The sequence below is a fragment of the Butyrivibrio sp. AE2032 genome (genome assembly GCF_000702965.1).
Genome location: NZ_JNLF01000003.1, coordinates 324901 through 337660, shown reverse-complemented (window position 1 = coordinate 337660; position 12760 = coordinate 324901). Strand labels below are relative to the sequence as shown.

Genomic DNA, 12760 nt, shown 5'->3' with positions numbered 1-12760 from the left:
CATGAAGGAGTTTAAGGGAAGAGTAGTAATTCCGGGACAGTGCAGTGCAACAGCACTTGTATCCCATGGCGGTTTCAATACACTTGCCAGCTATCAGACCAGCTTTCTGACAGGGGACAAAAAAGCTACATGCTCCGATCAGAACAATCCTGATATATATAAGAAACCAATGGCAGGAGTTGCTCTTTGTCTGCCACAGACAATTGGATCTACAACAGGTGGAATGATCCTTTTTACTGCAGCGGACTATGGAAGACAGCCGGCATGTATGCTGTTTGCCAATCCAATAGATTCCATCGGGGCAGCAGGAGTCCTTCTTTCAGACATTTGGACTGATGCAAAGATGCCCACAATTGACAGCCTTGGAGAAGAGTTTTTGTCCTTCGTAAAGACCGGCATGAAGATTAATGTAAAAGATGGCGGAATTGTCGAAGTTTTGGACCCAGAAGGCAGATAAAAATAAAGTACTTTTATCTTTGGGGATAATATGATATACTTAGCTGACGTAAAAACTCGAAAGTGGATTATTTTCAACATTTTCAAGTAGGAGGCAATATTATGAAGCATGTAAAGTCATTAGTTACAAGAAATCTTAAGGAGTCAATGAAGAAGGGCGGATGTGGCGAGTGCCAGACATCATGCCAGTCAGCTTGCAAGACTTCCTGCACAGTAGGAAATCAGAGCTGCGAGCAGCTTAGCAAGTAATTCAGTAAGTTTTCAGGTAAACGCAGTTTTTCGGGCAGCGGCCGAGGTCGCTGCTCATTTAGTGTGATTTTCTTTATGTTGCACTTAGTTAGGAGTTTTTAATGATACACGCATATAAGAACAACGGCTACAACATCGTGCTTGATGTTAATTCCGGATCTGTGCACGTGGTTGATGACGTTGTTTTCGACCTTGTCCCTATTGTGGAGGAAAAGCTGTCAGCAGTTTATGGCACAGCTGCAGCACAGGAAGGTGAGGACAAGGAAGGTGATGAGGATTTCCAGAGACTCTTTAATGAGATAATTCAGATCCCTGAGATTTCCGGCAAGTATTCACCTGAAGATATCGGAGAAGCTATTTCGGAGCTGTTAGAGCTTCGTGCATCAGAAGTTCTTTATACTGATGATGTTTATGAGAATTATGTGGACGACTTCCAGAACAGGGAAACAGTAGTTAAGGCCCTTTGCCTGAACATCGCCCACGATTGTAACCTTCGCTGCAAGTACTGCTTTGCAGATGAGGGAGAGTACCACGGAAGACGTGCTCTTATGAGCGAAGAGGTTGGTAAGGCTGCCCTTGATTTCCTGGTTAAGAACTCAGGATCAAGAAAGAACCTTGAAGTAGACTTCTTCGGAGGCGAGCCTCTCATGAACTGGGAGGTAGTAAAAAAGATCGTCGAGTACGGCAGAAGTATTGAGAAAGAGCATAACAAGAATTTCCGTTTCACTATCACAACAAACGGAACTCTTCTTAATGATGAGATACTTGATTATGTAAATAAAGAGATGGGCAACATCGTACTGTCTATTGACGGACGTAAGGAAGTCAATGATGCCATGAGACCTAAGAAGGGCGGACAGGGATGTTACGACGAGATAGTACCTAAGTTCAAGAAGGTAGCAGAGTCCCGTCACCAGCTCAGATATTTCGTTAGAGGAACCTTTACTCATAACAATCTGGATTTCTCAGAGGATGTTAAGCATCTTGCAGAACTTGGCTTTAAGCAGATCTCAGTTGAGCCTGTTGTAGCAAAGCCTGAGGACTGGTACTCATTGAAGGATGAGGATATTCCTAAGCTCTGTGAGGAGTATGACAAGCTTGCCAAGTATTATATTGATAAGAAAAAGGAAGGAAACGGCTTTAACTTCTTCCATTTCAATATAGATCTTGAGGGCGGACCATGTGTTGCCAAGAGATTATCCGGATGTGGTTCAGGCTGTGAGTACCTTGGAGTTACTCCCTGGGGAGACCTTTATCCCTGTCATCAGTTCGTTGGTAATGAGGATTTCATCATGGGTAACGTTTATGATGGCATTACCAGAAACGACATCAGGGAAATGTTCAAAAAGAGTAACGTTTACTCAAGACCTGAATGCGAGAAATGTTTCGCAAGATATTACTGCAGTGGCGGATGTGCTGCCAATGCTTACAACTTTAACGGAGATATAAATACGACATATAAGCACGGATGTGAGCTTCAGAGAAAGCGAATTGAGTGTGCGATTATGATAAAAGCGGCATTAGCCGAAGAAGAAGGTTAAACGGAGGAAGGAAAAAAGCTATGAAACGTTTAAAGTATGTTTTGGGATTGATCCTCACCCTGGCACTTTTAGGGGGACTGGGATACTCAGCAGTCTACGGACTTGGCTCTGATAAGTCAGGATCACTTTCAAGCATTAACCTTGGTCTTGATCTGGCAGGTGGTGTCAGCATCACTTATCAGGTAGAAGGCGAAGAAACACCAAGTAAAGAGGACATGTCTGATACAATCTACAAGCTTCAGCAGCGTGTACAGCAGTACAGCACAGAGGCTCAGGTTTATCAGGAAGGTACAAACAGGATTAACATCGAGATCCCTGGAGTATCAGATGCAAACAAGATCTTAGAGGATCTTGGTCAGCCCGGTAATCTGTACTTCATTCGTGAGACAGATGACGAGGGAAATCCAAACTACTATGACCCTTATGCAGAGGCACTTGGCTACAGCACAGGCCTTTACATCCTCTCAGAGGGCAAGACAATAGAGTCACTTACAGCAAGCGGAGACATCGTTCTTTCAGGTTCTGATGTTGCTTCAGCACAGGCTGTTTACCAGCAGGATTCTTACGGCGCACAGGAGCCTGTAGTTTCACTGGAGTTCACAGATGCAGGAGCTCAGGCTTTTGCGGAGGCTACAACAAAGGCTTACGCAGCTGGCGAGACAATTGGTATCTACTATGATGGCGAGTTCATTTCTGTTCCAAGAGTACAGGCAGCTATCACAGATGGTAAGGCCGTTATCACAGGACAGAGCGATTACGAGTGGGCAAAGAACCTTGCTTCCATCATCCGTATCGGTGGACTTAAGCTTCAGCTCTCAGAGCTTCGTTCTAACGTAGTTGGAGCTCAGCTCGGTTCAGACGCTATCAGAACAAGTTTATATGCAGCAGCTCTTGGATTTGCACTTATTGCGATCTTCATGATCTTTTTCTTCAGACTCCTGGGCTTTTCTGCAACACTTGCTCTTGGTTTCTACTCAGGACTTATGGTGTTCCTTCTCTCAGCATTTGAGATGACACTTACACTTCCTGGTATTGCAGGTATCATCCTTTCAATCGGTATGGCGGTTGATGCTAACGTGCTTGTATTCTCCAGAATAAAAGAGGAGATTGCAGCAGGCAAGGCAGTGGATGAGGCAAGAAAGAGCGGATACAACAAGGCACTTTCATCAATCCTTGATGGTAACATTACAACACTTATCGTTGCCACAGTTCTTTGGTTCCTTGGAACCGGAAGCATTAAGGGATTCGCTGAGACACTTATTCTTGGTATCATCCTTTCAATGTTTACAGCTCTTGTTATCACAAGAGGCATTACATCACTTCTTTACGGCATTGGCCTTCAGAGCCCGGTTCTCTATGGTAAGGCTAAGGGCGTTAAGCAGTTAGACTTCATCGCAAAGAGAAAGATCTTCTACGCTATCTCTCTTGCAATTGTAGTTGCAGGCGTTGTAGTAATGGGAGTTAACGCATCAGCAGGAAAGGGCGCATTTAACTACAGCCTTGACTTTGTTGGTGGTACATCAACAACAGTTACTTTTGACAGAGCTTATGACCTTGCAGAGCTTGAGTCTTCTGTAGCAACAGACATCAAGAATGCAGCAGGAATCAACGAGCTTCAGATCCAGACAGTAACAGGAACAAACCAGGTTATCTTCAAGTCAACAACTCTTACAGTTCCTCAGAGAGAGGCTGTTGAGCAGGTTCTTGAGAACAACTACGGTGTAACTGCTGAGAACATTGCAGCTGAGACAATCAGTGGTGTTATAAGTTCAGAAATGAGAACAAGTGCTGTTGAGGCTCTTGTTATCGCACTTATCCTTATGCTTATCTACATCTGGATCAGATTTAAGGATATCAAGTTTGGAGCAGCAGCTATCATCGCTCTTGCCCATGATGCACTTATAGTTATTGTTTCATATGCATTCACAAGACTTGCTGTAGGAAGTACCTTCATTGCAGTAGTACTTACAATCATCGGTTACTCAATCAACGATACAATCGTTACCTTTGACCGTATCCGTGAGAACATGCACCTTGCAACAGGAAAGAAAGAGCTTCAGGATCTTGTTAACAGATCAGTATCTCAGACAATCACACGAAGCCTCTTTACATCAGCAACAACATTCTTCACAGTATTTGCACTTTATATCTTTGGTGTAGCTGATATCAAGGCGTTTGCCCTTCCTCTTATGGTCGGTGTGCTTTGCGGAACATATTCTTCAATCTTTATTGCATCACCTATGTGGTATGACCTTAAAACAAAGTTCTCCACATTCTTTGCAAAGAAAGCAGATTGATAAAGAGAGTTTTATAGGACGCCGTCTGGGTATAATTTAGGTTATACCCAGGCGGCTCTTTTAGACTCGGGAAACTTTTATTTTAAGGGGATTATTATGGCTAAGTGGATGGTCACCATGAAGAAGTCAGACTTTGATGCCACAGCTTCTAAATTTGGAATAAGGAATATTACTGCAAGGCTCCTTACAAACAGGGGAGTTACAAAAGATGAGGATATAGAGGCCTATTTAAACGGAGATGCGACTCTGCTTCATGACCCTTCAGACCTTCAGGACATGGAAAAAGGCGCAGCTATCATGCTGGACAGGATCAGTCAGGGAGCTAAGATAAGGGTCATCGGAGACTATGATGTGGATGGCATTTGCTCTTCTTTCATTCTGGTACAGGGCCTTAAGCTCTTTGGAGCGGATGTAGACTATGTGCTTCCTGATCGAGTTAAGGACGGTTATGGTCTTAGTGTTAAGCTTGTGGACGGAGCAAAGGATGATGGCAGAGATACTATTATTACCTGCGACAACGGAATTGCAGCCTACGATCAGGTGGCCCATGCCAAGGAACTTGGCATGACAGTGGTGGTAACGGATCACCACGAGGTTCCTTTTGAGAATAGCGAGGATCAGGATGGAGCAAAAGAGATACTGCCTCCGGCTGACGCTGTTGTTGACCCTAAAAGAGCTGATGGAAACTGTTCTTTTAAGGAAATCTGCGGAGCAGTTGTGGCTTACAAATTCCTTCAGATGATGGCAAGGCTTTCAGGAAGGGATGAGGATAGCCAGATAAAGGCTTTCTTTGAAGAGATGCTCATTTTTGCCGGTATGGCCACTGTATGTGACGTAATGGAGCTTAAGGACGAGAACAGGATTATTGTAAAGGAATCCTTAAGAAGAATCGCAACCACAAGGAATAAAGGATTAAAGGCACTTATAAATGTAAATGGACTTGATGCAAAAGCTATTTCTGCCTATCACTACGGATTTGTGTTAGGTCCCTGCCTTAATGCTTCAGGAAGGCTTGAACTGGCAAGCCGCGCTATGGCTCTTTTCCTTGAGGAGGATGAGGCTACAGCTGCCGAAATGGCAAAGGTTCTGAAGGACCTTAATGACAGCAGGAAGGATCTGACAGTTAAAGGCGTGGAAGAGGCGCAGGTAGCTATTGAGAAAATGGTGGAAAGTGAGGGACTTCCTAAGGTTTTGGTTATCTACCTTCCACAGGTTCATGAATCATTGGCTGGGATCATTGCCGGAAGGATAAAGGAGAAGTACTACAGACCTACCATAGTTCTTACTAAAGTGGCTGAAGGCGGAGCAAAGGGTTCCGGCAGGTCCATAGAGGCCTACGATATGTTCCAGGAGCTATCTGCCTGCAAGGAACTGTTTACCAAGTTTGGCGGTCATAAAATGGCAGCCGGGCTGTCACTGCCTGAAGAAAACATAGAAGAACTCAGGCAAAGGCTCAATGAGAACTGTAAGCTCTCAGATGAGGCTTTTATTCAGGTACTTCATATAGACATGGTGATGCCCCTTAATTATGCTAATGATATGTCTTTAGTAAAGGAGTTTGAGAGGCTTGAACCCTTTGGAAATGGGAATCCTAAGCCTGTTTTTGCCCAGAAGGACGTAAGGCTCTTTTCTGGAAGTGTCCTTGGCAGAAATAAAAACTGCGGGAAATACAGAGTATCAGATGAGAGCGGAAGATTTTATGATATGATGTATTTTGGAGACATGGAAAATTTCAATGACTTTTTAAGGGAAAGATTTGGCACTGAGGCAGTGGATGAGCTTTATTCAGGCTCCGGAAATGGTGACATTGCCATCGGAGTGGCATATTATCCAAGTATTAACAGCTATATGGGCAGGGAAAAAGTTCAGATAGTTATGAGCAATTACATATAAGTTATCCCTAAAACCACAAAAACACACGCGGGGGAGCGTGTGTCTGCGGTTTCTTATGAGGGGGAGATGTGATGTTATGTCACATCTATAAATACATCTTAGTATATAATTGTGACCGATTTGTGTCAGAAAAATAAAATATGGAGGCAATTGTCATGAAACTTGAAAAACTTCTTAAAAATCTGGAATTTACACTGACTGCTGGTAACAGTTCTGATGGACTTAATGCCGGAGAAATTGAGATAAAGGATATTTGCAACGATAACCGTAAGATTACGGAAGGATCTCTTTTCATCTGTATCAAGGGAGCTAATTTCGATGGCCATAACTTCGCTGCAGATGCTTCTTCAAAGGGAGCAGGAGCTATTGTTGTTGAGGCGGACGTGGAACTTCCCGATGATTGCAGAACACCTATAGTAAGGGTGAAGGATACCAGATATGCAATGGCCTTTATCGCAGCTGAATATTATGATAACCCTGCAAGCAAGCTCAAAACCATCGGTATTACAGGTACAAAGGGTAAGACCACAACTACATATCTTATAAGAAGTATGCTTGAAAACGCCGGTCATAAGGTAGGACTTATCGGAACTATCGAGGTCATCATCGGTGATGAGCATATTCACGCAGAGAACACTACTCCTGAGTCCATTACTCTTCAGGAGTACATGGCAAAGATGGTTGAGGCCGGATGCGACAGCGTGGTTATGGAGGTTTCTTCCCAGGGACTTATGCTTCACAGAAGTCAGGGCTTTACCTTTGACCTTGGAATCTTCACAAATATTGAGCCTGACCATATCGGACCTAACGAGCACAAGGATTTCGAGGACTATATGCACTGCAAAGGACTCTTATTCAAGCAGTGTAAGGTGGGAATCTGCAACGGCGATGACATCCATACAGAGGACATCCTTCAGGGACATACCTGTGAGGTGGAGACCTACGGATTTAACAGCGATGTTGATATCAGAGCCATCAATCTGGCTTATATCAGAAAGCCAGGAAACCTTGGCGTGTTCTTCGACACAGAAGGTCTTATTAACATGCATGCTGAGATCACAAACCCAGGAAAGTTCAGTGTTTACAATGCTCTTTGTGCAATTGCAGTTGCAAGGCACTTTGACTGCACTCCTGAGGAGATTGCAGCTGCTCTTAAGGGCGCCAAGGTTAAGGGAAGAATTGAGATGGTGAAGGCTTCAGATGAATTCACCATGATGATCGATTATGCCCACAACGCTATGGCTTTAAAGAGCCTTCTTACCACACTTAGGGATTACCGTCCAAACAGGCTGATCTGTCTCTTTGGCTGCGGTGGTAACAGAAGTAAGCTTCGCCGTTTTGAGATGGGCGAGGTTAGCGGAAAGTATGCGGATTTCACCATCATTACTTCTGACAACCCTCGTTTTGAGGAGCCTATGGACATCATCAATGATATCGAGACCGGCATGAAGAAGACCGATGGCAAGTACATCAAGATCGAAGACCGTAAGGAAGCCATCCGCTACGCCATAGAGCACGGCGAGCAGGGCGACATCATTGTTCTTGCCGGCAAAGGCCACGAGGATTACCAGGAGATCAAGGGCGTCAAGTACCACATGGACGAGCGCGAACTTATCCAGGAAATCCTTGACGAGCGCAAGTAAGAGGCACGGCGCTGTGGCCAAAGCTGTCGGGTAACGTGGTGAGGGCCAGCATAAAAAGCTTAGTTATTAAGATGAACTTGGTTGGAGTATTGCTTTGGGTGAGGCATGTGATAAGTTTGCCAATATAATAATAGATATATCTCACGAGAAAGTGGACAGGCTCTTTCAATACAAGGTGCCAACGAAGCTAATTGGACACGTGGATGTGGGAGACTGCGTTCAGGTTCCATTTGGCAGGGGAGACACCCAGAGGAAGGGCTACGTTATCGAGCTTACCGATGAGCCCAACTGGGACGTGGACAAGATTAAGGAGATAAGCGGCGTTGTGACGGATTCAGTCTCGGCGGAGGATATCTCCATAAAGCTTGCAGCCTGGATGAAGAGTCATTATGGTTCCACAATGATTGCGGCTCTTAAGACTGTGCTTCCTTCCGGGAAGAAGATGAAGAGACAGGTTCACAAATTTGTGTCCCTTAGGCTCTCTGAGAGAGAAGCTACCGAAACCTACTATGAATGTGTACGTAAGAAGCAGAAGGCAAGGGAGAGGGTATTAAAAGAGCTTTTGGATAATCCCGGAGAGAGGATACCCTACGAACTCATTACTGAGAAGCTCAATGTAGCATCTGCAACCCTGACCAGCATGAGTAATGCCGGGATTATCAAGATAGATTCCGAGGAGTATTACAGGAACCCCATTGCCGGTACTACTTCCCGATATGAGGACAAAGTCCTGAGTCCTGAGCAGCAGCACATTGTTGATACCGTGCGTAAGGACTTCGACGAAGGCAAAAGAGATACCTACCTTATCCACGGAATCACCGGAAGCGGTAAAACTGAAGTTTATATTGCACTTATCGATGATTGCATAAAGCGCGGAAAGCAGGCTATAGTCCTTATTCCGGAGATAGCCCTTACCTATCAGACCCTTATGAGATTTTACAGGCACTTTGGCGACAGGGTGTCTGTTATGAACTCTTCCCTTTCACCGGGAGAGAAATATGACCAGATGGAGAGAGCAAGGACCGGAGATATCGATATTATTATCGGGCCGAGATCAGCTCTTTTCACCCCGTTCCCGAACACCGGGATAATAATAATTGACGAGGAGCATGAGTCCACCTACAAGAGTGAGACTATGCCCAAATATCACGCAAGAGAGACTGCTATAGAGCTTTCAAGACTCCTTCCCGACGGGGCAGCTGTGGTGCTTGGAAGCGCCACCCCTTCACTGGAGTCCTACTATAGGGCAAAGAAGGGTGAGTATCATCTTTTTGAGCTAAACAGAAGGCTCACCGGAGGTACCCTTCCGGAGGTGGAAATGGCAGACCTTAGGGAAGAGCTTAGAAGTGGCAACAGATCCATCTTTTCCAGAAGACTTCAGGAACTTATGGAGGACAGGCTTACTAAAGGAGAGCAGGCAATGCTCTTTATAAACAGAAGAGGTCTGGCGGGCTTTGTGTCCTGCAGATCCTGTGGCCATGTGTTTAAGTGCCCACACTGCGACGTTTCTCTTTCAGAGCACAGGGGAGGAAGGCTCGTGTGCCACTACTGCGGCCATGAAGAGATAAGACCGAAGCTCTGCCCCAAGTGTGGATCAAAGTATGTCTCCTCCTTTAGAGCAGGAACCCAGCAGATAGAGGATGAGGTGAAGAAGTTCTGGCCCACAGCCCGTGTACTTCGCATGGATGCCGACACCACCAGGACAAAGGGAAGCTACGACAAGATCCTTTCAACCTTTGCCAATAAAGAGGCAGATGTTCTGGTAGGAACCCAGATGATCGTAAAGGGCCATGATTTCCCGGATGTTACTCTGGTGGGAATTCTGGCAGCTGACATGTCTCTTTATGCCAGCGATTACAGGGCCAGCGAGAGAACCTTCCAGCTCATAACCCAGGCAGCAGGAAGAGCCGGTCGTGGTGAGAAGAAGGGAAACGTTGTTATTCAGAGCTACCAGCCTGAGCACTACAGCATTGTAGCAGCTTCCAGGCAGGACTATATCTCTTTTTATCAGGAAGAGATAGCCTACAGGGATCTTCTGCGTTACCCACCGATATCACATATGATGTGTGTGCAGCTCTTTTCAAAAGAGGAAACTGAAGGCATGGAGTTTGCCACAAGGCTCCGGGCAATAATGGAACAGCAAAAGGTTCAGGGAGCAGTATTTATCGGCCCTGCCATGGCTCCAATCGGCAAGATAAATGATGTCTTCAGAATGGCGGTTTATGCAAAGCTTGACGACTATGAGAAGCTGGTCACCCTTAAGGACCTTTTGGAGAAGTACATCAAGGATCTGGAAGCTGTGGGAAAGCTTCGGAATATAAGTGTACAGTTTGATTTTGACTGATACATCCTTTGACTTATGATATTATAAAAGTAGTTTTAGAAATGGAGAGAAAAGAAATATGGCATTACGTACTATACGCGAATATGGAGATGACGTCCTTGGCAAGGAGTGCAGGGAGGTAAAAGAGATAACACCAAGAATCAGGGAACTGGTTGAGGACATGCTGGATACCATGTATGACGCAAACGGCGTGGGACTTGCAGCTCCTCAGGTTGGCGTACTTAAAAGGATTGTGGTTATCGATGTTTCACCTGAGGCAGATCAGCCACTTGTTATGATCAATCCTACTATCCTTGAGACAGACGGTGAGCAGACAGGCTATGAGGGATGTCTTTCCCTTCCCGGCAAGTCAGGCGTGGTTACAAGACCTAACTATGTTAAGGCAAAGGCCTATGACCTTGATATGAATGAGTACATTATCGAGGGTGAGGAGCTGCTTGCAAGGGCTATCTGCCACGAGCTTGATCACCTTGACGGACATATGTATGTTGAGAAGGTTGAGGGTGACCTTGTGGACAACGAGGAACTACTGGCTCAGCAGGAAGAAGAGCATAAAGCAGAATGAACAGGAAAGTGTTTGGGATAATCCAGGCTCTGACAGTACTTGTGGGCATGGGATACCTGATAAATACAAACGCTTATTATCAGCCATATCTGGTTGTGCTGGTGTTTGCTCTTTTCGCTTATACGAAGGTGAAAGAATACCACTATAAATGGCATCTTTTTGTGGCACCTATGATCTATGGTCTCGCTGTTATGGCAGCGAACTATACCATCTGGAGTGGGTTTTCCTATCCCGATGAGATAGGTGTTTCAGGAAGGTTCCTTCATAGTGCGTGTATGTTTCTCGGCATCTTTGTGGGTGCTTATTTTCAGGCCTTTAACATATGCCAGTACCTGTACGATAGGGCCCTTGCGGCGGCAGACAGGAAAGGCGCATTAGAAGGCGAAAGCATAGCGCTTTTCAGGACATCAGGCTGGAAGCCCTGGCAGGTTTTCCTGATACCATTTTTAAGTATTGTGGCAATCGACAACATTATCCTGTTTACCTGCAGGTATCCGGGAACTGTTTCGTCAGATTCCCTTACTCAGATCAAGATGTTTATGGAGGGCTGGTACAACAACCATCATCCCTTCTACCATACACAGGTAATAAGGCTCTTTGTAAGCCTTGGACTAAAGCTGTTCGGAGATTTGAACGCTGCAGTAGCGTTCTTTAACGTGTTTCAGATCTTTTTCATGGCAGCATGCTTTTCTGCAGCAGTCATGACCATATGGCAGGTATCAGCAAAGAGGAGCTACTTTATTCTTCTGGCAGTTTTTTATGCTGTGATGCCTTTCCATATCAATTACAGTTTTGCTGTATGGAAGGATGTCTGGTTTGGAGGCTTTGTACTCCTTTTTTGCATATACTTTTTCAGGACAATGCACAGTATTGGTCTGCAGAAGCTAAACTATGTTTTTCTGACTATTGGTGCTTTGGGAATATGTCTTTTCCGCTCCAACGGATACGTGATGTTCCTGGTGGTTGCAGTAGTTTACCTGTTCCTGTTCAGAAAGAACATATTTGCCGGAAAAGATAAGGTGATCTTCATGTTTGTGGCAGTGCTGATCAGCTCTTTTATCTTAAAGCATCCGGTCCTTAAAGCCCTTGATGTATCCCAGCCCGATACGGTTGAGATGCTTTCAATACCGCTTCAGCAGATATCAAGAACTGCTGTTGAATATGATGATTTTTCCGAGGAAGATCTGGAACTGATAAACGATGTGATCTCCATAGATCGCATGAGAGAGGTATATCATCCACAGTATTCCGATCCGGAAAAAGACCTGATAAGAGCTGAGGGTAATCAGCTTACAATCAGGGATAATAAGCTGGAGTATGCATTCCTTTATATCCGGGTGGGACTTAAGCACCCCAACACCTATCTGAAGGCCTGGGTGGATCAGACCTGCGGCTATTGGAACAGCGGATATAACTACTGGCGCTGGCTTGATGATGTCACCAGTGAGGAAGGGTACGACCTTTTCCGCACCGTTAACTCAGAATTTGCAGCAAGACATTTTTATGAGTATCAGTGGATGTATGAAAATAACCCTGTGCTTATACTGTTTTTGTGTATTGGTTTTTACGTATGGATTGACTGGCTCCTTTTGTATCTGGCAGCAGTAAATGGGGACAAGGCTGGAGTAGTTATGGCTATGCCTGTTATAGCCCTTGTGTTTACCCTTCAGATTTCCTCGCCGGTCTATTCCGAGTTCAGATATGTTTACTCGATTTTCTGCACAGTGCCATTTTTACTGGCAGCAATAATTAACAACAAGAAGACTTTGTGA

The 12760-nt window shown here is 45.0% G+C and carries 9 protein-coding genes; all 9 read left to right on the top strand.

What is annotated here, in order from left to right:
• Nucleotide 1: 1 nt before the first annotated feature.
• The 9 genes from BO18_RS03205 (at nt 2) to BO18_RS03165 (ending at nt 12760) form a co-directional block, all read left to right on the top strand.
• Complete coding sequence (locus BO18_RS03205; RefSeq protein WP_034443556.1) at nt 2-457, top strand: aconitase X swivel domain-containing protein; 456 nt, start codon at nt 2-4, stop codon at nt 455-457.
• A 101-nt stretch (nt 458-558) separates the two neighbouring features.
• Nucleotides 559-705, top strand: a complete 147-nt coding sequence (gene scfA, locus BO18_RS03200; protein ID WP_013281386.1) for a six-cysteine ranthipeptide SCIFF — start codon at nt 559-561, stop codon at nt 703-705.
• A 101-nt stretch (nt 706-806) separates the two neighbouring features.
• Nucleotides 807-2246, top strand: coding sequence for a thioether cross-link-forming SCIFF peptide maturase (scfB, locus tag BO18_RS03195; RefSeq protein WP_034443553.1), 1440 nt, complete (start codon nt 807-809; stop codon nt 2244-2246).
• 20 nt (nt 2247-2266) lie between these two features.
• Complete coding sequence (locus BO18_RS03190; protein WP_034443550.1) at nt 2267-4543, top strand: protein translocase subunit SecDF; 2277 nt, start codon at nt 2267-2269, stop codon at nt 4541-4543.
• Between the two features lie 96 nt (nt 4544-4639).
• Nucleotides 4640-6436 carry a single-stranded-DNA-specific exonuclease RecJ gene (recJ, locus tag BO18_RS03185; protein WP_034443549.1) on the top strand — a complete coding sequence of 599 codons (1797 nt, stop codon included), beginning with the start codon at nt 4640-4642 and terminating at the stop codon, nt 6434-6436.
• Nucleotides 6437-6591: 155 nt separating this feature from the next.
• A complete protein-coding gene (locus BO18_RS03180; RefSeq protein ID WP_034443547.1) occupies nt 6592-8079 on the top strand; it encodes a UDP-N-acetylmuramoyl-L-alanyl-D-glutamate--2,6-diaminopimelate ligase in 1488 nt (495 codons plus the stop codon).
• Nucleotides 8080-8173: 94 nt separating this feature from the next.
• Nucleotides 8174-10423 carry a replication restart helicase PriA gene (gene priA, locus BO18_RS03175; protein WP_034443545.1) on the top strand — a complete coding sequence of 750 codons (2250 nt, stop codon included), beginning with the start codon at nt 8174-8176 and terminating at the stop codon, nt 10421-10423.
• A 58-nt stretch (nt 10424-10481) separates the two neighbouring features.
• Nucleotides 10482-10988: a peptide deformylase gene (def, locus tag BO18_RS03170; protein ID WP_034443543.1), complete on the top strand. Its 507-nt coding sequence runs from the start codon at nt 10482-10484 to the stop codon at nt 10986-10988.
• Nucleotides 10985-12760, top strand: a complete 1776-nt coding sequence (locus BO18_RS03165) for a DUF6020 family protein (RefSeq protein ID WP_034443541.1) — start codon at nt 10985-10987, stop codon at nt 12758-12760. Before def ends, BO18_RS03165 begins: the two co-directional genes overlap by 4 nt.

Coding starts and splice junctions, on each gene's coding strand:
- BO18_RS03205 (WP_034443556.1), top strand. CDS start 2: ATGAAGGAGTTTAAGGGAAGAGTAGTAATTCCGGGACAGTGCAGTGCA.
- BO18_RS03165 (WP_034443541.1), top strand. CDS start 10,985: ATGAACAGGAAAGTGTTTGGGATAATCCAGGCTCTGACAGTACTTGTG.
- BO18_RS03180 (WP_034443547.1), top strand. CDS start 6,592: ATGAAACTTGAAAAACTTCTTAAAAATCTGGAATTTACACTGACTGCT.
- def (WP_034443543.1), top strand. CDS start 10,482: ATGGCATTACGTACTATACGCGAATATGGAGATGACGTCCTTGGCAAG.
- scfB (WP_034443553.1), top strand. CDS start 807: ATGATACACGCATATAAGAACAACGGCTACAACATCGTGCTTGATGTT.
- recJ (WP_034443549.1), top strand. CDS start 4,640: ATGGCTAAGTGGATGGTCACCATGAAGAAGTCAGACTTTGATGCCACA.
- scfA (WP_013281386.1), top strand. CDS start 559: ATGAAGCATGTAAAGTCATTAGTTACAAGAAATCTTAAGGAGTCAATG.
- BO18_RS03190 (WP_034443550.1), top strand. CDS start 2,267: ATGAAACGTTTAAAGTATGTTTTGGGATTGATCCTCACCCTGGCACTT.